18 protein-coding genes and 1 tRNA gene are annotated in these 22963 nt (G+C 68.7%); 10 read left to right on the forward strand and 9 right to left on the reverse strand.

Annotation, left to right across the window (positions count from 1 at the left end; all coding sequences use genetic code 11):
- Positions 1–605, reverse strand: a 605-nt coding sequence (locus VN461_11220) for an FAD-dependent oxidoreductase (GenBank protein ID HXB55347.1), incomplete at its 3' end; no start/stop codon positions are given.
- Positions 602–1519 (reverse strand): NAD-dependent epimerase/dehydratase family protein, encoded by a 918-nt coding sequence (locus VN461_11225; GenBank protein ID HXB55348.1) that lies wholly within the window; start codon positions 1517–1519, stop codon positions 602–604. The genes VN461_11220 and VN461_11225, both read right to left, overlap by 4 nt.
- A gap of 115 nt (positions 1520–1634) precedes the next feature.
- Here VN461_11225 and VN461_11230 point away from each other — a divergent pair, with 115 nt between their 5' ends.
- Entirely contained in the window at positions 1635–2294 is a 660-nt protein-coding gene (locus VN461_11230; GenBank protein HXB55349.1) for a ferritin-like domain-containing protein, read from the forward strand.
- Positions 2295–2441: 147 nt separating this feature from the next.
- Complete coding sequence (locus VN461_11235) at positions 2442–4676, forward strand: protein kinase (GenBank protein ID HXB55350.1); 2235 nt, start codon at positions 2442–2444, stop codon at positions 4674–4676.
- Between the two features lie 18 nt (positions 4677–4694).
- Here the strand turns inward: VN461_11235 and VN461_11240 are convergent, their stop codons facing one another.
- Positions 4695–6050, reverse strand: coding sequence for a transporter (locus tag VN461_11240; GenBank protein HXB55351.1), 1356 nt, complete (start codon positions 6048–6050; stop codon positions 4695–4697).
- 232 nt (positions 6051–6282) lie between these two features.
- Here VN461_11240 and VN461_11245 point away from each other — a divergent pair, with 232 nt between their 5' ends.
- The 3 genes from VN461_11245 (at position 6283) to VN461_11255 (ending at position 10684) form a co-directional block, all read left to right on the forward strand.
- Positions 6283–8019, forward strand: coding sequence for a protein kinase (locus tag VN461_11245; GenBank protein ID HXB55352.1), 1737 nt, complete (start codon positions 6283–6285; stop codon positions 8017–8019).
- 50 nt (positions 8020–8069) lie between these two features.
- Positions 8070–9653 carry a protein kinase gene (locus VN461_11250; GenBank protein ID HXB55353.1) on the forward strand — a complete coding sequence of 528 codons (1584 nt, stop codon included), beginning with the start codon at positions 8070–8072 and terminating at the stop codon, positions 9651–9653.
- A 62-nt stretch (positions 9654–9715) separates the two neighbouring features.
- Positions 9716–10684, forward strand: coding sequence for a diguanylate cyclase (locus VN461_11255; GenBank protein HXB55354.1), 969 nt, complete (start codon positions 9716–9718; stop codon positions 10682–10684).
- On the opposite strand, the gene VN461_11260 is transcribed toward VN461_11255, so the two are convergent.
- The 3 genes from VN461_11260 to VN461_11270 are packed head-to-tail and all read right to left on the reverse strand — an operon-like array spanning position 10599 to position 15048.
- Positions 10599–11360: a TIGR02206 family membrane protein gene (locus VN461_11260; GenBank protein HXB55355.1), complete on the reverse strand. Its 762-nt coding sequence runs from the start codon at positions 11358–11360 to the stop codon at positions 10599–10601. The genes VN461_11255 and VN461_11260 overlap by 86 nt on opposite strands.
- A gap of 15 nt (positions 11361–11375) precedes the next feature.
- Positions 11376–13490 carry a protein kinase gene (locus VN461_11265; protein ID HXB55356.1) on the reverse strand — a complete coding sequence of 705 codons (2115 nt, stop codon included), beginning with the start codon at positions 13488–13490 and terminating at the stop codon, positions 11376–11378.
- A 43-nt stretch (positions 13491–13533) separates the two neighbouring features.
- The gene (locus VN461_11270) at positions 13534–15048 is read right to left on the reverse strand and encodes a hypothetical protein (protein HXB55357.1); all 1515 of its coding nucleotides are present in this window, start codon (positions 15046–15048) and stop codon (positions 13534–13536) included.
- Between the two features lie 336 nt (positions 15049–15384).
- On the opposite strand from VN461_11270, the gene VN461_11275 reads away from it, so the two are divergent.
- From VN461_11275 to VN461_11285, 3 genes are read left to right on the forward strand one after another with little or no spacing between them, the layout of a single operon-like run.
- On the forward strand, positions 15385–15993 hold the full coding sequence (locus VN461_11275; protein ID HXB55358.1) for a hypothetical protein: 609 nt from the start codon (positions 15385–15387) through the stop codon (positions 15991–15993).
- A 37-nt stretch (positions 15994–16030) separates the two neighbouring features.
- Complete coding sequence (locus VN461_11280) at positions 16031–17656, forward strand: hypothetical protein (GenBank protein HXB55359.1); 1626 nt, start codon at positions 16031–16033, stop codon at positions 17654–17656.
- A gap of 6 nt (positions 17657–17662) precedes the next feature.
- Entirely contained in the window at positions 17663–18436 is a 774-nt protein-coding gene (locus VN461_11285) for an alpha/beta hydrolase (GenBank protein ID HXB55360.1), read from the forward strand.
- On the opposite strand, the gene ettA is transcribed toward VN461_11285, so the two are convergent.
- A complete protein-coding gene (gene ettA / locus VN461_11290; protein ID HXB55361.1) occupies positions 18433–20118 on the reverse strand; it encodes an energy-dependent translational throttle protein EttA in 1686 nt (561 codons plus the stop codon). The two genes, VN461_11285 and ettA, sit on opposite strands and share 4 nt — an antisense overlap.
- Before the next feature lie 334 nt (positions 20119–20452).
- Here ettA and VN461_11295 point away from each other — a divergent pair, with 334 nt between their 5' ends.
- Both VN461_11295 and VN461_11300 read left to right on the forward strand, forming a co-directional pair.
- Positions 20453–20686, forward strand: coding sequence for a CopG family transcriptional regulator (locus VN461_11295; GenBank protein HXB55362.1), 234 nt, complete (start codon positions 20453–20455; stop codon positions 20684–20686).
- On the forward strand, positions 20671–21000 hold the full coding sequence (locus tag VN461_11300; GenBank protein ID HXB55363.1) for a type II toxin-antitoxin system PemK/MazF family toxin: 330 nt from the start codon (positions 20671–20673) through the stop codon (positions 20998–21000). Before VN461_11295 ends, VN461_11300 begins: the two co-directional genes overlap by 16 nt.
- A 307-nt stretch (positions 21001–21307) precedes the next feature.
- On the opposite strand, the gene VN461_11305 is transcribed toward VN461_11300, so the two are convergent.
- A complete protein-coding gene (locus tag VN461_11305; protein HXB55364.1) occupies positions 21308–22546 on the reverse strand; it encodes a Gfo/Idh/MocA family oxidoreductase in 1239 nt (412 codons plus the stop codon).
- 307 nt (positions 22547–22853) lie between these two features.
- Positions 22854–22929: transfer RNA gene (locus VN461_11310), tRNA-Phe, on the reverse strand.
- Positions 22930–22963: the final 34 nt, after the last annotated feature.

Raw genomic sequence — 22963 nt, forward strand, 5'->3', positions numbered from 1 at the left:
CCCGAGGTGGTGAGGGCGAGCTCCCGGACGGGGCTTCCCTCGTGAAAAACGGCACCCCCCTCCGTGGCCGCGCCGGCCAGAGCTTGGACCAGCCGCCGGCTGTCGATCTCACCCTCCTCCGCCGCCCAGTAGGCGGCGGAGAAACCGGACACATCGAACCGCGACTCCAGCATGTAGTGGTCCAGGAACTCTCCCGCGAAGGCGTCCTCGCGTAGGAGGTCCTCGCTGTCCGCGAGCGCTAAAGCCTCGCTTCGATCCTCGGCCATAAGGAAGCCGCCCGCCTGCCGGTAGCCACAGTCGGCGCCTAAACTGGCGAGAAGCTCCCGGAGCCGGCTCTGACTCTCCCGGTGTGTCTCCCACACCTCCCGGGCCCCCTCTCGGCCGAAGCGCCGGACCGCCTGCACGTAGGGCACCCCGAGGCCAAGAGGGACGAGGCCGAGGTCGGTGGCGGCGGCGCCCGAGCCTAAGGCACCCGCCTCCAGAACCACGACCCGCCGACCGTCCCGGGCGAGCTCCAGGGCCGCCGCGCAGCCCGTGATTCCCCCGCCCAGCACGACCACATCCGCCTCCCCTCCGCCCGCGAGCGCCCCCCTCTTGGCGGTCACCCCGCCCCCAGCGCCGCGAGGAGGGCGTCGTCGAGGGGGGCGAGGGGCCGGCCCAGGAAGGCCGTGAGGGGAGCGGGGTCGGAGACCTCGTCGCAGAGGAGACAATCCACCTCGTCGGACGAGAGGCCCCGGTAGCCCCCCGCGGAGGCCATGCGATCCACCTCCGGGATGGGGATCTCGCGCACCCGGTAGTCCGCGGGCCGGCCCGCCGCCCGCGCCAGGCGGGCCAGCCGCTCCCGGAGCTCGGCGTAGCTCACGGGCTCGGGGCCCACGAGGTCGAGAACGGTGGGACGGCGGCCGAGGGGACGACGAGCGGCCGCCAGCACCAGGGCGACGGCGTCGTCTACCGCGATCGGCTGCAGGCGGTAGGCCCCGTCCCCCGGCTGCTCCACCAGACCCTCCGCCATCTCCCTGAGGCGGGCGGCGACGAAGCCGTCCCCGGGGCCCACGATGTAGGAGGGGCGGAACACCACCACCTCGCGGTCGGAGCGGTAGAGCTCCACCTCCGCCGCCAGCTTGGACAAGAAGTAGGGGTTGGTGCAGCGCCGGACGAGACCGTAGTGGGCGACGCCGAGGCCGGAGAAGTAGACGATCCGGGGCACCCCCGCCTGCCGGGCGGCGGCGATGAGCTTCTGGGTCAGCCCGATGTTCACCGCCTCGTAGGTCGCCCCCCCGCGCTCCGCCCCGATCTGCGCGAGGTGCACGACCGCGCGCGCGCCCTCCAGCGCACGCGCCCATCCCTCCGGCTCGGGCCCGCTCGGCCGTACCGGCCGCCCCCCCGCCTGGCGCACGATGCGCTCGGCCGCCTCCGAGCGAACGAGGCCCACCACGTCAAAGTCGAGGGCGCTCGCGCGAAGGGTGAGGTGACGTCCGATGAACCCGCTCGCGCCCGTGACGGCGATGCGGTCGCTCATGAGCCCCCTGCCCCGCGACGACGCATCCTAGCACGCGGGGTGCGCGCGACTTCTCGGCCTCGAGGAGGGCCAGCCCTGTCTCTCCCGGAAGGGGAAGTGCTAGGATCCTGGGTCCATGACGGGACCCGAGTTCGTCGAGGAGATAAACGCGACCCTGTGGCAGATCCTGTCCGTCCGCGACGCCGCGCTCTCGGGGATCGCGGCGTCCGTGGGCCGTGCGGACATGCCCCAGCTCCTGCGTGGTGCCCTCCGCAACGAGATGGAGGCCTCGGAGATGGCGGCCCGCTGGATGCCCTCAACGGGCGAAATCGAGGCCAAGCTGGCTTTCGCCCGCCAGGCGGGCGACGAGGCCCGACACTACGGCCTCATCGCCGACCGGCTGGCCGAGATGGGAGTGGACCTCTCGGGCTTCTCGCCTCTGGCAGGCGGCCCGAGCCGGCTCTACCAATACTTCGAGACCCTGGAGTCGACTGTCGAGCGCATCGCGGCCACGCAGTTCACCCGGGAGGCGATCGGTTACAAGTCCAACGAGCTCTTCATCACCTACTGCGAAGCCGCGGGCGACCCCAACACCGCCCGGTTGTACCGGGAGAAGATCCAGCCCGACGAGAAGTACCACCACGACTGGGGCAAGGAGCTGCTGGGCCGCCTGGCCACGGGAGAGGCCGAGCGGGCCGCCGCCCGGAAGGCCGTGCTGAGCACCCTGGACCTGGCGGAGGAGCTCAGGAGCCTGGCCGCGGGGCGCCTCCTCGTGGAAACCCTGCCCGGGTGCTGAGCCCGCTTGCGCTCTCGGGCGGGAGCCCGGGAGCGCCCGGCGCGCAAATTCGGGGCGGCAGGACCGTGCTATCATCCCTGGCCGGCTAAAGATCAAGGGCCCGGAGTGGCCGCCCATTGGCGGACCCACCGCGCCGAGGCGCCCGGAGTGGAACTCGAGCCGATCGGCAAATACAAGGTCCTGGGCAAGATCGGGCAGGGGTCCATGGGCGTGGTCTACAAGGCCCTCGACCCCGTCCTCAACCGCTTCGTTGCCATAAAGACGATCTCGGCCAAGCTCGCGGTGGACAGCGAGGCGCGCAAGCGCTTCCTCCGCGAGGCCCAGTCGGCGGCGCGGTTGAATCACCCCAACATCGTCACCGTCTACGACTTCGGCGAAGAACACAGCCGGATCTACATGGCCATGGAGCTCCTCGAGGGCAAGGAGCTCAAGCAGATCATCGGCGCGGCCTCCCTGACCGAGCTCTCTGACAAGCTCAAGATCATGAGCCAGATCTGTGACGGCCTGGCCTTCGCCCACGAGAAAGACGTCATCCACCGCGACCTGAAGCCGGCCAACATCCACATCCTGCCCAGCGGCGACGTCAAGATCATGGACTTCGGCCTGGCCCGCTTCGGCACCTCGGAGCTGACCGCCACCGGCACCACCCTTGGCACCCCCAATTACATGTCGCCGGAGCAGGTGCGGGGGCACAAGGCGGACGCGCGCTCCGACATCTTTTCCCTGGGCGCGGTCTTCTATGAGCTCCTCACCCAGCACAAGGCCTTCGACGCAGAGTCCCTTCACTCCGTCCTCTTCCAGGTGGCGGAGAGCGATCCCCTCCCCGTCCGGCATTGGACGCCCGACACTCCCGAGATCCTCGTGCGGCTGCTGGAGAGGGCGCTGGCCAAGGATCCCGCCCTGCGTTTCCGGCACGCGGGCGAGATGAGGGAGGCGCTGCGCATCGCGGACAAGGTGATTGCAGGCGAGCTGGACGAGGAGGAGGGGCTGTCCGCGCTCGAGCCCGTGGAAGCGGACGAGACCATCGTCGACCCCTCTCTCGGCACCCTGGTCAACGCTCCCGCGATGGCCCGCCCCGGGGAGGCGGCCCCCCCCGATCGGTCGGGCCGGGGCCCGGCCTCTCTCCGGCCAAGGACGCTCGGCGGCGCCCGCTCCGTCCGTACGGTCGCCCGCCCCCCTGGCCGACCCGGGCCGCGGTCGCAGAGGCCGATCCCCGCGCCCCCGGCCCGCTCACCCCTGCCCGTCTACCTCTTGGGGGGCGCTCTGATACTGCTTTTGGGAGCGGGGCTGCTCTTCCAATGGACCCGCAGCCAGGCCCCCCTGGCGACCCCGACTCCCGCACCGGAGATCTCCAAGCAGAAGGAGCAGGTGGACGCCCTCACGGAGGCCCTCGTCACCAGCCAGCTCGAGTTGGCCCAGGAAAGCCTCAAGGACAAGAACTTCGAGGGCGCGGTGGCCAGGGCGGAGGGCGCGCTCAAGTTCGATCCCCAGAACTTAGAGGCGAAGAAGATCGTGGATCGAGCCCAGACGACGCTGAAGGAGCTGGACGGCGCGGCGGCCGAGGCGCGGACGGCCTTCCAGGCCGGCGACACGGACAAGGCCTCGCAGGCCCTTTCCAAAGTATTGGCCATCAACCCCAACCATCCCGTGGCCGCCGAGATGGCCGCCCGGCTGAATCGCTACTTCAAGGTCCAGGCGGAGGACGCGCGGAAGTCCATGAGCGAATCCCGGACGGCGGCCGACCGGGCCCGGGCGGGTGGGCAGCCCGCTTTTGCCGAGGGCGTGGCCGCCGTGCGCGAGGGGGAGAAGCTGCTCGCCAAAGGGGAATTCGCGGTGGCCACCCGGAAGTATCTGGACGCCCGCGATGCCTTCGAGCGCGCCGGCCACGCGGCGGTGATCGCGCGGAACGTGCCGCCCCCGCCCCCGCCTCCACCCGCCCACGCGGGCACGCCCCCGCAAACCGTCCCCACCACCCTCGTCGCCTCCGTCCCCACCCTGCCTCCCGCCACCCTTGCCGGCCCCGGCGCGGGCGCCCACCCCCCCGTCCCGTCCAGCCAACCCGCGCCTCCGCCCGAAGAGCCGGCCATCCGCAGGGTCCTCGACGACTTCGAGCGGGCCGTCACGGCGAAGGACGTAACGCTCCTCAAAGCGGTGAAACCCAACCTCTCCCCGGAGGACGAGAAGCGCTTCCGGGAGATCTTCAAGTTGATCAAGTCCTACCAGGTGAGCGTCACCATCGCGGGAATTCAAATCGATGGCGCCCAGGCCAAGGTGCGCCTGGCCCGACGGGACACGATTGACGGCAAGGCCGTCAACTCCCAGCCCACGTTTGTGCTGATCAAGGGGCCGGGCGGCTGGACGATCCGCGACTTCGCCCAGTAGGGCCGGCCGGGCGGGTCCCTAGAAGCTGTACTCCACTCCGAACAGGGGCGTGAAGTTGGCCCGGAGGCCGGCGTTGTCCAGCTTGAAGATCCCGTTCAGGTCGATGAGCAGGTTCCCCCCCGCGTTGAGCTTGAGGCCGACGGCCCCGTTCGTGATGTTGAAGGAGCTCGTGGAGAACCGGATGTCGGGAAGGGTGCTGCCCCCGCCCGGGAACGTGAAGCTCTGGAGGGGGGTGAAGGTCTGGGCCTGGAGCCGCGGCGAGTTGATCACCCTCCGGCCCAGGACGTCGAAGGCGAGCGTCAGCCTCTGCGCGAGTCCGATGTCCGCTCCCACCGCGTAGAGGTACTGGTTGGGCAGGCTCTGCTTCTCGCCCGTGAGGACGTTGCCGGCCAGCACGCTCTTGCCGTTCCATTGATACCCGAAGTTCACGTGGGGCGAGACCCGGCCCGCGGCGAAGGAGAAGGCAAGGAAGGGCTTGACCCCGGCCGCACCCGAGCCGAGGAAGTTGTTTTCGTCGCCGGTCGGCAGCCGCACGTCGACGGCCAGAGCCAGCCCCGTGCGGCCGCTCTTGATGGCCGTCCCCTTGAGGCGCAGGATTAGGTCCCCGATGCCGCTGGCGTTCCCGGAGCTCGAAAACGTCTTCGTGTTCCCATACCCTCCGGGGGCCGCGGGATCGGAGAAGAAATGGATCTTTGGATTAGAGGCGGTTCCGATCCGCTCGATGGTGGCCGCGGAGCTCACGGACATGTCAACCCGCACTAGGGGAACGGCCACGGAGAAATCCAAAAAATCGGTGACGCCGTAGCTCAGGAAAGCGGTGAACTGGTCGACGCCCAGGCTGATCGAGTTCATGGTGGAGACCACGTCCGCCTTACCTCCCGGGGCGGCCCCGTCGTGGGTGAAAACGGCCGGAACCGCTGCCAGGTCAATGGCTTCAATGCTGTCGAAGCTGAAGCGCTGGTAGTTGACGCCCAGGGAGAACTTCTTCCGACCGATGGTCTCCGCCCGTTCCGCGAAGATGGGGCCGAAGCTTTGCGTGGACCGCTTCATGACCCCGAGGGCAGGATCCAGCTCGTACGTGAAGCCGGAGGCCGGCGAGGGTAGCGGCACCGAGGCCAGCTGGCTCGCGAGGGAGGTGTTGAAGAGCGTGAACTCCGCCTGGAAGGCGCTGTTGAAGTGGGCGGAATGGTTGGAACCGTCGGGGAGGAGAGCCTGGCTCTCCACCTTCAACCCGTTCGGGCCGTAAAGAGTCGGGATCACGAAGGCGAGGGGGCAGCCTGGACCTGGACAATTGCCCGGGACCTGGGCCCAAACCGCCACGGGGCTGGCCAGGGCCAAGCCCAGAGCCAGCAGCGCCACCTTCCTAATCATCATGGCCTCACAGTCTTGCTTAACAAGCCGCTACGGCCGTCGGAGGGTCACGGGCCACTCGGATAGCGACGGTTCAACTGGGTACGAAAAGTAGTTTCCACCCTGCGCGCGAGGGTGTCAAGCGCGTCACCCCCCTCGTAGCGCGGTGGACACGAGCGTGTTATCATCATTTTGAAAAACCTAAAGGCCCGGGTGCCGTCGGCAGCAGCCCTCCCCTTGTCGTTCTTGAGGCAGCATGGAGCTCGAGCGGATCGGCAAGTACCGTATCCTCGGAAAGATCGGGCAAGGGGCGATGGGAGAGGTCTTCAAGGGCCAAGACCCCTTCCTCAACCGCTCGGTTGCCGTCAAGACCATATCCGCGAGCCTGGCCGGCGATGAGGAAGTCCGCAAGCGGTTTCTCCGCGAAGCCCAATCCGCCGCCAAGCTGAATCACCCCCACATCATCACGGTCTACGACTTCGGGGAGGAGCACGGGAAGATCTACCTGGCCATGGAGCTTCTGGAGGGCAAGGACCTCAAGGACCTCATCGGCGGCAACCTACTGAGCAATCTCAACCAGAAGCTCGACATCATGGAGCAGATCGGCGAGGGGATGGCTTTCGCCCACGCCAACGACGTCGTCCACCGCGACCTGAAGCCCGCCAACATCCACATTCAGCCCAGCGGCCAGGTCAAGATCATGGACTTCGGCCTGGCCCGCTTCAGCTCCTCGGACATGACGCGCACGGGGATGGTGACGGGAACTCCCCACTACATGTCGCCCGAGCAGGTGCGGGGAGAGAAGGCGGACGCCCGGTCCGACATCTTCTCCCTGGGGGCCGTCTTCTACGAGCTCCTCTCGAACCACAAGCCCTTCGACGGCGACTCCATGCACACCGTTCTCTTCCACGTGCTGCAGGACAACCCCGAGCCGCTGCGCCATTGGGTGGACCTCCCCCCCATCCTGGTCGAGCTCGTGGAGAAGGCGCTCTTCAAGGATCCGGTCCGGCGTTTCCAGAACGGCGGCCGCCTTCGCGACGGCGTACGGGCCGTGCGCCGGGCGATCGCCGAGGGGCGGGAATGGGATACGAGCCTCGAGGACGAAATGGGCCCGGAACATCAGGAAATGGAGAGAGCCGGGAGCTCGGCGCCGCTTTCGGGGGGAGAGCGACGGGTGGTGGGATCCACCGCCCTCGATCTGGCCCGTACCCCGGACCCGACGACGGAGAAGACGCGGCGCTCGCCCCAGACCCTCCCCGCCCGGTCGGGGAGCGGATCGAGCCTGGGGAGGTCCCGGGTCCCCGCCGCCCCCGCGTCCTCGCGACTGCCGATCTACCTGGGCGGGGGGTTCGTGTTGGTGCTGTTCGTGGCGGCCGGCATCTTCTACGCGCTCTACTCGTCACGCACGCCGCAGGGGGCCCCCGCGCCTCCCGCCACCCAGGATGCGGCCAAGGAGCAGATTGGCGCCCTGACCCAGGCCCTGGTCGGGAACCAAGTCGAGCTGGCCCGCAAGAAGCTCGAAGACAAGAACTATTCGGGCGCGGCGGCCCAGGCCGAGCGGGCCTTGAAGCTCGACCCCAAGAACGCGCCCGCGCAGAAGATCTTGGATGAGGCTCAGGCTCTCCTGAAGGACCTCGAGGCGGCCGCCCAGGAGGCGCGGGCGGGGCTGAAGGCCGGCAACACGGACAAGGCCTCCCAGGCCTTCTGGAACCTCCTCACCATCGATCCCAACCACGCCGCCGTCGAGGAGCTCGCGGGACCCCTGGACCGCCAGTTTCGTGCCCAGGCCGAGGAGGCGCAACACCTCATGAGCCAGGCGCGCGGGGCGGCCGAACGCGTCAAGGCCGGCTCCCTGGAGCCGTTCTCCGAAGCGGCGACGGCGGCCCGCGCGGGGGAGGGCTTCCTCGCCAAGCGGCAGTTCGCCCAAGCCGCCCGGAAGTTCCTGGATGCGCGAGACGGATTCGAGCGTGCCCGCCGGTTAGCTCAGCGCTGACGGGGCCGCCGCCCACGGGATCCCGGCAACTGCTCTGAGAGGAAGGACCCTTGGCCCTGGCGGCCGGTGCGAGCCTCGGACCCTACCGCATCATCGAGCCCCTCGGTCGGGGCGGAATGGCCTCGGTCTACAAGGCCTACGAGGAGGCCCTCGACCGCTACGTGGCGGTCAAGGTGCTGCCCCCGGAGTTCATGCACGACCCCACGTTCGCGGAACGCTTCCGCCGCGAGGCCAGGGTCGTGGCCCGCCTCGAGCACCCGAACATCATTCCCATCTTCGCCTTCGACATCGCGGAGGGGATCCCCTGGATGGCCATGCGCTTCATCGCGGGGGGAACCGTCTCCGCCCTCCTCCGCGGCGCTCCCGGACGCCTGCCTCGGGAGCGCGTGATCGCGATCCTGCGGGGCGTGGCCGATGCCCTCGACTATGCGCACGGGAAGGGGGTCATCCACCGCGACGTCAAGCCCCACAACGTGCTCGTCGACGAGGAGGGGCGCATCTACCTCGTCGACTTCGGGGTGGCCAAGATGGTGGAGACCTCGAGCGGCCTCACCGCCACCGGCATGATCAGCGGTACCCCCCAGTACATGGCCCCCGAGCAGATCACCGCCCTCACCGTGGACCAGCGCGCCGACATCTATTCCCTGGGCATCGTGGCCTACGAGCTCCTGACCGGGCGCGTGCCCTTTGTCGCCGACACCCCCATCGCGGTGCTCATGAAGCATGTCTCGGATTCGATACCGCTGCCCTCGCCCGACGAGGTGCCGGAGCCGATGGTGCGGGCCCTCCTCAAATGCACGGCCAAGAAGCCCGAGGACCGGTGGCCCACCACGGGCGCCTTCGTGGATGCCCTGGAGAGGGGAAAGGCTGAGGCCGAGGCTCCCGCGGCCCTTCCCCACGTGCCCACGACCGTGGACCTGCGCGTGCCGGCGCTTCCCCCTCCCGCCGCGCCCACGGTTTCTCCCGCCGCTCCCTCTCCGGGCCCTGCGCCTCCGGCGAGACCCCCTGCGGGGGGGGCCAGAGGGCGCGGCTTCCCCACCGTGACCCTCCTCTTCGTGTTGGGACTGGCTGGCTTTGTCTACCTCACCGAGCAACAGCTCATCCCGTGGTCCTCCCTGGCCGCGCTCCTCTTTCCGGAGTCGGCGGTGACGACGAGCCCGTCGGGGCCGGAGCTCAGCCATTCCGGATCCGGGCCGGTGGCGGGGGGCCCTGCCGTCCGGGGCCCGGCCCCTCTGCCCGATCCCTCCCCATCCCTCGCCGTCTCCCCCCCTCCTCCCGCTCCTGGCCCGCTCACAACCGCGGCTCCCGAGGGTCCGGGTGGTCCCCCCCCCACGGTGCAGAGTCTTCTGGAGTCGCTCGGCGATTCGGACCCCGACAAGCGCTCCCAGGCCGCCAAGGCCCTCGGGAGCCTGGGGGGCGCGGCGCGGGAGGCCGTCCCCGCCCTGACCGTCGCCCTCAAGGATCACGAGGGCCTGGTGCGGACGGAGGCGGCGCGGGCCCTGGGCCGCATCGGTCCCGAGGCCAGGACCGCGGTCCCCGCGCTGAGCGCCGCCCTCAAGGACCGGGAGCCGCTGGTGGCCCGGGAAGCTGCGGAAGCCTTGAAGAAAATCGGGAGTGCCAGCGGCTCGTTCTGACGGAGAGTCGAGGCCCTCGCCTTGGCGAACCGAATGGCCTGGGGCATCATGGACGGGCGGCCATGTCGAGACCCACGAACGAAGACACGCGTCGGGAGACGGAGCCAGCTGAGGTCGTCCAGCTGCGCCGCGAGCTCGCCGAGGTGCTCTTCCACCTCCCCGATGCCCTGGTGGAGGTGGACCTCGAGACCGGCCACGTCCTGTACCTGAACCGCCTGGCCGAGATGCTCCTCGGCTACGGCGACGAAGACATCCGAGCCGGCCTCCACAGCCGGGTCCTCTTCGAGGAGGAGGGGGAGTACCACAAGGCGACCCGGGTCGTGAACTCCTTCGTGGCCCGCTCGCGGGACACGGGCGCGCCCTATGAGCGCGCGATAGGCCAGGATCTCTACGAGTTCCGCATGTGCCGGAAGGGCGGGGACACCTTCTTCGCCGAGACCCAGACCTCCTTCGTTCTCGACGAGAGGGGCGTGCCTATCCGCATGCGCACGATCCTCCGCGACGTCAGCCCGCGCAAGGAGATGGAACGGCGGCTGGCGGAGTTGAGCGTGCGCGACCCCTTGACCGGCTGCTACAACCGGCGCTACCTGGAGCGCCAGCAGCCGGAGCTGGAGCGGCCCACCGCGCGCTGGGCCTGCCTCGTCTTCGACCTGAACGACTTCAAGGCCATCAACGACACCTACGGGCACGAGGAGGGCGACCGCGTGCTCAGGAGCTTCGTCCACTTCGTGAGCCGCCACCATCGCACGGACGACATCCTCGTCCGGCTGGGCGGTGACGAGTTCGGCCTCATCCTCCACGCAGACTCGGAGAAGGAGGTGCAGGTCGTGTCCCGGCGCATCCTGGAGGCCGCCGCCCTCGACAGCCCCGCCGGCTTCAGCATGGGCATGGCCTACCGGCGTCCGGGGGAAGGGTTGGAGGCGGTGCTGGCCCGGGCCGACCGGGTCATGTACGCGTCGCGGGGCCGGCGCCTCCGTAAGGGGGCGCGGGGGCCGGTGGGCTCGCCGCCGGGGGAGCCGGGGGGCGCCTGAAGGGCAGGGCCAGAAGCCAAAACAGGCAGAAGGCGAGAGCACCCGCAGCGACAATGTAGAGCGGCCAGGGGCCGAACCAGTCCAGGATCGTGGGGGTAGCCGGCCGGGCCCGCAGGAACATGAAGTTCGTGCCGAGCATGGCGTTGACCCCGCCGACCAGAGCCGCGTAGCCGGCCGTGGCCAGGAAGGCCCGCCGCGCCGACCCCGGTCGGGGCCGGAGGCCGAAGCCGAAGGTCAGGACCAGCGCCGCCACCACCACCAGGCCGTGGAGCCCGAAGAAGGCGAGGAACTCCCAGCGCGGGAAGCCCTGGCGGAGGTCGGGGGTGACCATCGCGAGGCCGCTGCCGGCCAAGGCCCAGAAGTAGAGCAGCTCCGCCGTTCGCCGGTCCAGCCTGATCAGGGAATAAACGGCGAGGAGCATGGCCAGGTCGCAGAGCTGGAGGGGCAGCACGTTCTGCAAGGTCAGCCAGCCCCCGGCGACGCCCATGGCCATCTCGAAGCCGATGATGGCGAGGAGGAGGGTGGCCAAGGCGTAGCGGAAGCCGCCGGCCAAGGCTCCCGAGGGGCGGGCCCGCACCCGCCGGGCCAGGACCAGGGCCAGAAGCACCGTCCCCAGGAGGACGGTGACGTGGGCGACGCCGAAGAGAACAAAAGGGGGGGCAGGGTCGGAGAACACGGCCGGGCGCCCGCCTCAGGCGGCGCGGTTCAAGTACTCGCGGAGCTCGATCAGGAGCTCCTCCGCGCCGGGATACCGCTCCCCGGGGTCCTTCTGGAGAAGGCGGAGGACGATGGTCTCGAGCTGCCGGGGCAGCCCCGGCACCACCACCGAGGGCGGGGTGGGCGCCTCCGACACGTGCTTGCGGAGGGTGGCGAACGGGGTGTCGCCCACGAAGGGCTTCTTACCGGTCAGGATCTCGTAGAAAACGATGCCCAGCGAGTACAGGTCGCTGCGGGCATCGGCTCCCTTTCCTTCCGCGGTCTCGGGGGCGACGTAATCGGGGGTCCCGAGGAAGGCCCCGGTGACGGTCAGCCCCTCGAAGCGGCGGGCGCGGGCGATGCCGTAGTCCATCACCTTCACGGTGCCGTCCTCCACGATCATGATGTTGGAGGGCTTGAGATCGCGATGGACCACTCCCTTGAGGTGGGCGTAGTCGAGCGCTTCTGCCACCTGGGTGACGATCTTGGTGGCCGGCTTGCCGGGCAGGGCCCCGACCTTCCGGATGTGGGCCTGCAGGGTCTCCCCTTTGACGAGCTCCATGGTGAAATAAGGCACGCCGTCCACGTGCCCGCGCTCGAAGATGCGGATGATGTTGGGATGGTGGAGGGTGCGGCCGATCTCGGCCTCCCGGAGAAAGCGCTCCAGGAACTCGGGGTCTTCGAGGAAGGCGGCCAGGGGCCGCTTAAGAGCCACCTGCTCGCCGTTGCGCTCGGCCAGAAACACGGTGGCCATCCCACCCTTGCCCAGGGGATCCAGCAAGAGATAGTCGCCGAAGCGCTCGCCCACGCCCTTGGTCGCCTCCGGGGGGAGGGACCGGGTCTCCAGCAACTGCTCCAGGTTCAGCTCTTCCGCGCCCACCGTGACCGGGCTGATCGCGGTCCCGCGCCTGGAGGCGGAGGTCGCGGGGGCGGGACGGGCCGGCGCGGACTTCGTCCGAGAGGGGACGGCCACGGTGGGGGCGGGGGCCGCTGGCTGGCGCCGCTTCCAGGCCCAGTAACCCACGGCCAGGATGAGAAGGCCGGCCGCGGCGGCCGACCCCAGAAGCACCCGGGGAGACACGGCCGGGGCCGTCGGCAGCAGCACGGCTCGGACGGTGGTGGGGCCCGAGTTCCCGACGTCCACGCTCTGGGCCACATCCAGATGGTCGGTCAGGGTCAAACGGAGGCGGTGCGTCCCCGGCGCCACGCCGCTCTTCACGAGCCGCCCGGAACCGGGATCGGTGGCCCCGAGCGCCTCGTCATCCAAATAGACCGCGGCGCCGGGGGGCTCGGAATAGACCAGGAGCGATGCGATCTCCGCGGGGGCGGGAGTGGCGGAGGGACCCGGCGCGGGACCGGTGGCCACCAGCGTGCGGATCTCCAGGGTCGGTCGGCCAGCCGTGATCCGGACCGGGAACGTCTGGTCAGCCGCGCCTTCCTTGTGAAGAGTGATCTCGTACGCTCCGGACGCCAGGTCAACCGTGAGCGGCGTGGTGCCCAGCCGCCGCCCGCCCAGCAAGGCGGTGGCCCCCTCCGGGTCCGATCTCAAGTCCAGCGTGCCCGTGGCGGCAACGGGGCTGAGCGTCGTCCCGGGGGTGGGGGCGACGGGGGCAAGGGTCGTCGCGGGAGTCGTCACCTGCGCCACCACCGGAGGGGGTGGCACGGCGAGGGTGGTGGGGGGGGGCGGGCCCGGAGTAGGGCTGGCCACGGCCACCCGCGTCTTGGCGAGGGCGTCCACGAGGCCCGCGATCCGCGACCGCTGGGCGGGAGGCTCCTTGCCCTTGGCCTCGGATCGGGCGAGGGCCTCGCGCGCGGCCTCGACGTTGCCCACCAGCAGCTGGGCTTCGGCCAGGCGCAGGTAGGGGTAGTACTCGTCGAGCCGATTGGTGCCGTAGGTCAGGAGGTTGGTGCCGGGCTCGGCCCGCATCCGGATCGAACGCTCGAAGAGCTCGACCGCCCGCGCGCCCTTCTGCTGCTTCAGGGCCTCGAGGCCGCGGGCGTAGGCATCGAACCAATCCTCCCCCTGTGCCCAAGGGGCGGCCAGGAGGAGAAAGCTCATGAGGGTGGCCCCCCGGAGCCAGAGCCTGCGTCCCTGATGCCACCCGTCCAAGGGTCCTCCCCGCAGCCGCCCGCGAAGTGGGCGGGCGGAAAGCTCAGTTGCTCTCGTCTCCCTTGCTCCCGAAGAGACTGCGGAACATCCGCTTCAAGGGATCGTTCTCCGCGCCGAAGCGGTAGATGATCGAGGCCACGATGCGGTCCTCCTTGACCGCCTCCGTGGAAGCGGCGGTGCCGGATTGGACCGGCTGTCCCTGGCGCAGGCGCAGGAAGAGGAGGCCATTGGAGTTCTGTCGCTCGAAGGCCACGTCGAGCACGAACCGGCTGAAGTTCAGGCCTGTTCCCGCCGTCCATCCCTTGATCTGCTTGCCCTCCGTCTGCCCGAGCTCCGTGATGGGGGAGCGGTCGCGGAAGAGTCCGCCCCGGAGGGGGAGGATGAGCTTGGAGAGCACGACAAGGTACTCTCCGCCCGCGCGCCAGGTGACGGTGTTCGTGGTCGAGGTCTCCGCTGCCGGGAGCATGTCGAAGAAGTTCCGGTCGTTGAAGGAATCCTCCGCCTCCCCCGTGGGACCGGTCTTGATCGGGGTGAGGAGGGTCCCCGCGGGGACGTTCCGGATCGTGGCCTGCGACCACTGGGACCAGGTGCAGTCCCCGGTCAGGGTGAGCCCCTTGAACGGCCGCAGGGCGATGCCGGCCCCGGCGCTGCGGGGCCAGTAGAGCTGGGTCTTCATGCCCAGGCTCTGGGGCACGGCCGCGCCCGGCTTTCCGTTCTGGTCGAAGCTGATTTGCGAATCGTGCTCGGTGAGCTCGTAGGCCCCGTTGAACGGCAGGCGCAGGACGCCCCCCAAGCTGAGCCTCGAGTAGCGAAGGAGGAAGCCGGCGTTCATGCTAAGCGCACGCATGCTCTGTTCCTGGTTGAAGTGCTTGTCCACGAGGGGAACCTCGACGAACCGCCCGCCCGGTCCCCGAACCTGGAGGTGGAAGTTGTTCTCGCCGCTGGCCGTCCAGTCCCCGAACCAGTAGTTGACGCTGGCGCCCAGGGAGAGGCGCGGGGCCACCTGGTATCCGGCCGAGAGGCTGACGGTCTGGAAGGCCCCCGACTGCGCGGGCGTGATGTCGGCGATGAAGTCCCCGTTGCCCGCGAGGCGGGGATCGACATCGCTCAACTTGATCGTGTCCTGGACCGTGGCCTTGCCCTGCCCAAAGAGGTCCACGGAGCGCTGGTAGGAGGCCTGGATAGTGAGGTTGCGACCGCCCACCTCGAAGGGGATGGCCATGCCCCCGAAATCGATGGCCCCGTGGCGGACGGAAGACTCGCTGGTGATGACCGTGTTGGCGCGCGGGACGGACACGATGGAGGTGAGGTCGTCCGAAAAACCCACGATTGCGAGTTCGGTGCGCCTCAGCTGGGCGAGGCCGGCGGGGTTGAAGGAGGCGGCGGTACCGTCGTCCGCCACCGCGATGAAGGCTCCGCCCATACCCAGGCCGCGGGCGCCGGCTCCGATGGGGCTGAACGAGTTCCGGAGGACCACATTCTGCAGCGACTGGGCGATCGCCCCGTCGGCTCGAAGCAACCCCCCCACCAGGAACGCGACCCCGATCGTTCGCCTCATCCGCTACCCTCCTCGCGCTCCGTGGCCCTCTCTTAGTCACTGATGCGAAAAGAGGTTACGGAGCAGGCACACTCTAACGCCGTGCCTGAATACGTGTCAACGCGGGCGCTCCGGACTCGGAACGCGATCGGCGAGGGTGGAGCCGCCCAGTCCGCGGTGGCCGTCTCTGCGACGCCCCGGAGGGCACTCCGGGGTCGGCCGCGGAGCTTCCCTCTCGTCGTGTCCGAGGCGCGAGGGGGGAGTGAGAGGGTGACGCTCGCCGCGCTATCATCCACCGGGGGTCACGAGGCGGGCCGCCGGGTCCGTCCTTGGGGCGCTCTCGCAAAGGAGGTTGCCATGCCCGCGAAGCCCTCCCGTCTTCTGGGCATTGTTGCCGGGTGTCTGCTGCCGATGGCGGTCCCGGGGTGCTCGTCGACGACCGTCACCGAGAGCCGGACCTCCTGGTACACGACCTGCGGCGATCCCGTCTGCCGGGGATATCAGAAGCCCGCGGGGGTGGCCGCCTGCACGACCGAGAAGGCGGGGGGCGCCTGCGGGACCGAGGGTGCGCGCTGCGACCCCTTGGACTCCTGCAACCGGCTTCTCCTCTGCAGCGCCACCGATCCCAAGCTCCAGGGGTGCCCCATCTCGACCCGGGCGGTCAAGCGCGACGTCCACTACCTGGATGACGAGGCGCTGGAACAGTACGCCCGCGAGCTCCGAAGAGTGAAGCTCGCCACCTATCGCTACCGCGGTCCCGACTCCACCCCTCGCCTCGGGTTTCTCCTCGAGGACCACCCGCCCGCGGAGGCGGTGGACGCCGAACGCGACATGGCCGACCTCTACGGCTACACCAGCCTGGCGGTGGCCGCGTTTCAGGTCCAGGCTCGGCAGATCGAGGAGCTGCAGCAGGAGGTGGCACGCTTGCGCGTGGAGTTGAGCAAAGCACGCCCGCCCCAGCCCTAGGTTGACCCCCGAGACCCTCCTCCCTCAAGATCCCGGGGTGTCCGCGCTTTCCCGCTCCTTTCGGCAGCGCTTCCGCGACGCGGCTGGAGAGGAACGGGGCCTGCTCTTCGCCTTGATCCTCGCCCACCTCGTTCTCCTTTGGGCGTTCACCTACGTCCCCACCCACGACGGCCCCGCCCACCTCGAGAATGCCAAGATCCTGGCCGACTACTCCCGCCCCGACCTTGACCTCCTGGCCCGCTACTACCGCTTCAACCGGGAGCTGGGCGCCAACTGGTTCGGCCATCTCATCCTGGCCGGGCTCACCCGCTTCCTGCCCCTGCTCCTGGCGGAGAAGCTCTTCCTCAGTGGCTACGCCATCCTCCTGCCCCTCTCCGTTCGCTACGCCGCCAACGTGCTCCGGCCTGGCTCCGGGTTCCTGGCCGTCCTCGTCTTTCCCTTTCTCTACGGCTTCCTCTTTCACTTCGGCTTCTACTCCTTCGTCTACAGCCTCCCCCTGTTCTTCTTCACCCTCGGCTACTGGCTGAAGCACGGCCAGGACTTGACGCTGGGCCAGACCGTGTCCCTGAGCCTGCTCGCCCTTCTCCTCGCCTTCACCCACCTCTACTCCCTGGTCATGGCCTCCCTTGCCATTGGCGTCCTCGCCTTCTCCTTCACCCTCGCGGATTTCCGGGGAGGCCATCCCCCCGCGGCATCAGCCTGGCCGGCTTTCCGCTCCCGCGTCCTGGTGACCCTCTACGCGTTTCTCCCCTCGCTCCTCCTCCTTGTCGTGTTCCTCCTCCCCCGCCACCGGGCCTGGTCGCCCGCCTCCGCCCCGCCCCGGGACCGGCTGTTCGCCCTGACCCGGGCCGAGGCCGTCCTGTCTTTTGGCGCGCAGGACCCGGTGGAGGGGTGGCTCGCGCGCTCGGTCTTCTGGCTGCTAGCGGGCGCTTTGGTCTATGTCCTGGGCCGGAAGCTCCTCGAGCGGCGATGGGAGCGCAGGGACGGGCTCTGGCTCGTCTTCTTGGTGGCTCTGGCCCTTCTTTTTCGAGTGCCCGATCAGGCCGCCTCCGGCACCCGTCTGCAGGAGCGGGCGGAGCTCTACGTCTTCCTGGTCCTCATCCTGTGCCTCGCCACCGAGCCCTTCGGGAAGAGGGGCGCGCTCGGCCTGCAGGCCCTGGGGGTTGTGCTCGCCCTCGCCCTGCTCGGCCGGCATGCCGAGGGTCACGCCGCGTGGAACGTCGATCTCGAGGAATACCTGTCCGGCCGGGCCCTCATCGAACCCAACCGGACGCTGCTGCCCATTTTGGCCCGCGCTCCCCGCGGCCACGATCCGCATCCTCTCCAGCACGCGGCCGGGTATATCGCGGCCGAGCGGGGGGTCGTGGACCTGGCCAACTATCAGCCCGCCACCGGCCACTATCCGCTCCTGTTCCGCCCCGCCCTCGATCCCACCGGTTGGGTGAGCTTCGTTCTCGAGGGGGGCTCGGCGGATGTGGACATCGCCGGTTACGAGCAGGCCACGGGCGCCCGCGTGGACTACGTCCTCCTGTGGGACGCGCCCACGGACGAGGCGGAAGCCGCGCGGATGCTGGGGTCGGTCGTGGGCCGGCTCCGGGAGGGCTACACGCCGGTCTTCACCTCGACCCCGCGGGGACGAATGCAGCTCTTCCGTCGGAAGTGATCGGTCGTGCCCTTCGAGACGAGCTTCATCTATTTCCCCTCCCGCCTTCTGGAGGTCACGCCCGCGGACTTCGGCCTCGCCTTCGAGGAGGTCTATCTCGCGGCCGAGGACGGGGTCAGGATCCACGCCTGGCGGCTCCCCCTCCCGAGCCCCCGCTTCACCATCCTCTTCGCCCACGGCAACGCCGGCAACATCAGCCACCGCCTGGACCGCGCGCGCCTCATGGGGTCGCGGCTCGCGGCCGAGGTCTTTCTTTTCGACTACCGCGGCTATGGGAGGAGCGAGGGAAGGCCGGACGAGGGGGGGACGTATCGAGACGCAAGGGCCGCGTATCTTTACCTCACGGAGACGCGGGGGGTGCCCCCGGATCGGCTGGTCCTCTTCGGGGAGTCGCTGGGGTCGGCGGTCGTCTTGGACCTAGCCCTCGAGCGAGCGGCCCGCGCCCTCGTCCTCGAGTCCCCCTTCACCTCCATCCCGGACATGGCGCGCCTCGTGCTCCCCTGGCTTCCCCTGTCGGCGCTTCTCCAAACCCGGTACGACAACCTCGCCAAGGTGGGCGGTCTCAAGGTCCCCCTCCTCGTCCTGCACGGCGACCGGGACGAAGTGGTGCCCTTCGCGCAGGGGCAGCGGGTGTTCGAGGCGGCGCCGGAGCCCAAGCGCTTCCACCGGATCGCGGGGGCCGGGCACAACGACACCTACCTCCGGGGAGGCGAAGCTTACTGGGCAGTGCTCGATGAGTTCCTACGGCAGGGTCCGCTCGCCGCGGAGGGACGCTCCTAGCGGGCGAGCTTCCGGTACTTGATGCGATGGGGCCGGTCGGCCTCCGTCCCCAGCCGCCGGTGCCGGTCGCTCTCGTAATCCTGGTAGTTCCCCTCGAACCACACCACCTGGCTCTCTCCCTCGAAGGCCAGCATGTGGGTGGCGATGCGGTCCAGGAACCAACGATCGTGGCTGATCACGACCGCGCAGCCGGCGAAGCTCACCAGCGCCTCCTCCAGGGCGCGGAGGGTGTCCACGTCCAGGTCGTTGGTGGGCTCGTCAACGAGCAGCAGGTTGCCCCCGCTCTTGAGCAGGGTGGCCAGGTGGAGGCGGTTGCGCTCCCCCCCCGAGAGGTCCTTCACCCTTTTCTGCTGGTCGGGGCCCCGGAAGTTGAAGGAAGCGGCGTAGGCGCGCGAGTTCACCTCCCGCTTGCCGACCATGACCACGTCCTTACCCCCGTCCGAGATCTCCGCCCAGACCGTGCGCTCGCCAATCAAGCTGTCCCGGCTCTGGTCCACGTAGGAGAGCACGACGCTCTCCCCGATCCGCAAGCTCCCCGCGTCCGGCTTCTCCTCGCCCATGATCATCCGGAAGAGCGTGGTCTTGCCTGCCCCGTTGGCACCGATGACGCCCACGATCCCCCCCCGGGGCAGGGTGAAGTTGACGTCGTCCATGAGCAGATTCTCGCCGTAGCCCTTGCGCAGCCCCCGGGCCTCGATGACGAGCTCGCCCAGGCGCGGGCCGGGCGGGATCCGGATCTCGGCCGCCCCCTCGCGCTTTTCCGCCGCCTGCTCCTCCGCCAAAAGCTCCTCGTAGTGGGCCAGGCGGGCCTTGCCCTTGGCCTGGCGCGCCCGCGGGGCCATGCGCACCCACTCCAGCTCGCGCTGCAGGGTCCGCCGCCGAGCCGATTCCTCCTTCTCCTCCTGGGCCAGCCGGTTCTGCTTCTGGTCCAGCCAGGAAGAGTAGTTGCCCTCCCAGGGGATGCCCGCCCCTCGGTCCAGCTCCAGGATCCACCCCGCCACGTTGTCGAGAAAGTAGCGATCGTGGGTGATGGCAACCACGCAGCCCTTGTACTCCTTGAGGAACTGCTCCAGCCAGGCCACCGACTCCGCGTCCAGGTGGTTGGTGGGCTCGTCGAGGAGGAGCATGTCGGAGGGCTGCAGAAGGAGACGGCACAAAGCCACCCGCCGGCGTTCGCCGCCCGAGAGCCGGGTCACGTCCGCGTCCCCCGGCGGCAACCGCAGGGCGTCCATGGCCACCTCGACCGCGTGGTCCAGCTCCCAGGCGTTGGCGGCCTCGATCTTGTCCTGGACCCGCGCCTGCTCGTCCATGACCTTGGTCATCTCCGCGTCCGGAAGATCGTCCCCGAGCTTCATGGACAGCTCTTCGAAGCGGTTGAGGAGGGCGCGGATCGGAGCCACCGCCTCCTCCACGTGCTCGAGGACGTTCTTCCCGGGGTCCAGCTGAGGCTCCTGGGGGAGGTGACCGATGCGCGTGCCCTCCGCGGAAAAGGCCTCTCCCGCGAAGTCCTTGTCCAGCCCGGCCATGATCCGCAGGAGCGTGCTCTTGCCCGCCCCGTTCGGCCCCAGCACCCCGATCTTGGCGTCGGGATAGAAGGAGAGCCAGATCCCGCGCAGGATCTCCTTGCCTTGGGGCGTGACCTTGCGCAGGTCCTTCATGGTGAAGATGAATTGGGGTGGCATGGGTGGGGCCGATTGTGCCACGGACTGCGCGGGACAAGAAGTCGGAGGGCTCAACGAAAAAATTCGGTTGGGTTATGGCTAGCGTCGGGGGGCGGCGCCCGGCGTCCCGCGGCAGGAGCGTCGGGATCAACTGCTCCTGCCGACGCCCGGGACACTAAACCTGCGCTCTAGGGTCGACAGAGCGGCGGCTGGTCCCGGGCTTAGACCCTTGGTGACCAATCGTTCTAGGCAAGTAGTAGACAAGTCGGTCCTCCGCCTCTCCGTCCGCCTTGGTCGTCGGGCTTGTCCTGGTTTCTACCTTGGGAGGAAAACTGCATCAATATATAATATCCATATGAAACCTATACAGGTCCTCTTCGACGAGCCCTTGCTGCGACGCCTCGATTCTGATGGCGAAGTACGCAAGTTCGGGCGGTCCGCCGTGTTGAGGCGCGCCGCGACCGAATACCTGAAACGGTCCCGGGCCAAGCGCATCGCCGAGACTTATCGCCGCGCCTACGGGGAGGGCGGCGGTTTGGGGAGCGACTTTGCGGGCTGGGAGGACGAGGGCTCGTGGCCCGGGAAGTGAGCCGTGGCGAGATCTGGCGCTACCGATTCAACGCGCCCGACAAGCAGCGCCCGGTCCTCGTCCTGACCCGGCAGGAGGTCATCGGGCTGCTGCATACGGTCATGGTAGCGCCGGTCACATCTACGATCCGCGGCGCTCCCAGCGAGGTCGTGGTAGGAGTGAAAGAGGGGCTGAAACACGAATCGGCTGTAAACCTCGACCATGTCCAGACCGTCGAACGGGCGAGGCTCACGGGTTATGTCGGCCAGCTGGGGCCGGACCGGATGCGCGAGGTGTGCCGCGCCCTTTCAATCGCCGTGGGCTGCGACGGCTGACGCCGGTCTCGCACCGTCACACCGAGGCGGTTTGAGCAGCGTCCCAGTTGGCGACTCCGGCCGGTTTGTATAGAAGCTTTCTGACCCTGAAGTGCTTTACGTGGTCGCCTGGATGGAATTGAACCGCCGCCACGCGGATTTTCAGCTCGTCGCGGGTCCTGGCGCTACGTGACTAAATGCTCTTGCATCGTCCCGCATTCTGTTGATGTCACGAAGGTTGGGGCATCCACCCTCAGATGATGCGGGACGACCGGGACGATAGCTTCAGATAGAACTCACAGACCGGGCACGGGCCGCGATGTGGTTCTCAGAGCCTTTCCACTTTCCCCATCGTGTCTTCGATGCGTACGCGCGCCCCCAGGGCCAGAGCCGAATTTGCGATGTGAGCCGCCCGCGCGGCCAGGTGGCCGGTACGCATGGGAGCGTTTGGTGCCTTCCGGCTGCGGATGCAATCGAGCCAGTTGCGAAGATGGCTGATGGAGCCGTCACCGATGGAGCGCACGTGTATCTCCGGCTCCGGTGTGAACGACGAGCCCGGCTTCTTGCTCGCCTCACTGAATACCAGCAGGCGCTCCCGGTCGATCTTGAGCGTGCCCTGTTCGCCTCGGAACTCGAGACCTCCGTCGTCGATGCTGCTGCCGTAGGTCCCGGTGTGAGTGACCATGAAGTCCTTCGGGTACTCGAGAGTCGCCGTCACCGCGTCGGGCCATTCCCACGTCTTCATGAGGTAGTTGCGCCCAGTGGTCACCGCGCTCAGCGGTGTGTCAACTCCCATGTACCAATGGACCACATCGATCCAATGGGTCAGCAGATCGGTCAAAACGCCTCCCCCGAAGTCCTTGAAGTGCCGCCATTGGAGAAATCGGGCAGCGTCGAAGGGTTGATCCGGCGCCGACCCGAGCCATCGCTTCCAGTTGAGTCGTGCCACGTCGACCTGCGGCAGCGCCTGCGTGCTCCGGAGTTGGTACCAGTACGTGTTCACGAGGGTGACCCGGCCGAGCTTGCCGGAGTCGACGATCTGCTTGCCCAAGATCCAATGGTCCCAGCTTCGCTGCTGGGTGCCGGTCTGCACCACCTGCCGGGAGGCCTCGACTGCAGCGACCATGGCGGCGCCCTCTTCGATGGAGTGCGAGACGGGCTTCTCGACGTAGACGTCTTTGCCCGCGGCGATGGCCTCGAGCGTCATCGTTTTGTGCCAGTGGTCAGGAGCGCCGATGAGGACTGCGTCGACGGTTTTGTCGTCGAGCAGGCGGCGGTAGTCGAGGGCCTTCACCACAGGGTCGCCCGCGATGTCGGCGGCCTCCAGCATGCGGGGCTCGTACACATCGGAGACCGCGACCACCTCCTGGCCCGGCAGCTCCTTGAGCTTCTTCATAAGGTTGCGCGCGCGGGCGCCGGTGCCGACGACGCCAATGCGGATGCGGTCGTTAACGCCGAGGGCAGAGGCGGGCGCCGGCCGCCACCCGACCAGGAACCCCGTCCCGGCACCCAGCGTGGCGCCGAGGAAGCGGCGTCTTCCGGAGGAATGGCTGTTGTCGATCATCATCGTCCTCCTTTGGTGACCAGCCGAGGATTCGAGCCTGCTCGATGATTCGCCCGTCGTGAGGTCCCCACATCGGCGGCGCGTGCGATGTTTGGCGGATGTCGATCCGCCCCACCTCGGCAGTCTCACCTTGTTGACGCACTCGACGTCGAGTGTCCTCGCCATCGAGGCGGCGCTGCTCGGGTGACACTGCACGAAGGCGCAGCCAAGGCGCAGTCGATTCCTCACCACGATCCTAGATCGCAGCCAGTGTCACCGCAATGCAGAAGATACTGTCTACAGATTGACGGTGGAATTGGACGGAAGGGTGTGGTGGCCTGGACGGAATTGAACCGCCGACACGCGGATTTTCAGTCCGCGCTCACGCTGATGCTCAAGATCTGGCCCGGCCGCGAGCGCACGAACACCTCCATGGGGCGG

The sequence above is a fragment of the Vicinamibacteria bacterium genome, assembly GCA_035570235.1.
Taxonomy (GTDB): Bacteria; Acidobacteriota; Vicinamibacteria; order Fen-336; family Fen-336; genus DATMML01.

What these genes read in the sequence shown, in the direction of transcription:
- VN461_11225 (HXB55348.1), bottom strand. Translation starts at nt 1,519, where the DNA reads ATGAGCGACCGCATCGCCGTCACGGGCGCGAGCGGGTTCATCGGACGT.
- VN461_11230 (HXB55349.1), top strand. Translation starts at nt 1,635, where the DNA reads ATGACGGGACCCGAGTTCGTCGAGGAGATAAACGCGACCCTGTGGCAG.
- VN461_11240 (HXB55351.1), bottom strand. Translation starts at nt 6,050, where the DNA reads ATGATGATTAGGAAGGTGGCGCTGCTGGCTCTGGGCTTGGCCCTGGCC.
- VN461_11245 (HXB55352.1), top strand. Translation starts at nt 6,283, where the DNA reads ATGGAGCTCGAGCGGATCGGCAAGTACCGTATCCTCGGAAAGATCGGG.
- VN461_11255 (HXB55354.1), top strand. Translation starts at nt 9,716, where the DNA reads ATGTCGAGACCCACGAACGAAGACACGCGTCGGGAGACGGAGCCAGCT.
- VN461_11270 (HXB55357.1), bottom strand. Translation starts at nt 15,048, where the DNA reads ATGAGGCGAACGATCGGGGTCGCGTTCCTGGTGGGGGGGTTGCTTCGA.
- VN461_11275 (HXB55358.1), top strand. Translation starts at nt 15,385, where the DNA reads ATGCCCGCGAAGCCCTCCCGTCTTCTGGGCATTGTTGCCGGGTGTCTG.
- ettA (HXB55361.1), bottom strand. Translation starts at nt 20,118, where the DNA reads ATGCCACCCCAATTCATCTTCACCATGAAGGACCTGCGCAAGGTCACG.
- VN461_11295 (HXB55362.1), top strand. Translation starts at nt 20,453, where the DNA reads ATGAAACCTATACAGGTCCTCTTCGACGAGCCCTTGCTGCGACGCCTC.
- VN461_11305 (HXB55364.1), bottom strand. Translation starts at nt 22,546, where the DNA reads ATGATGATCGACAACAGCCATTCCTCCGGAAGACGCCGCTTCCTCGGC.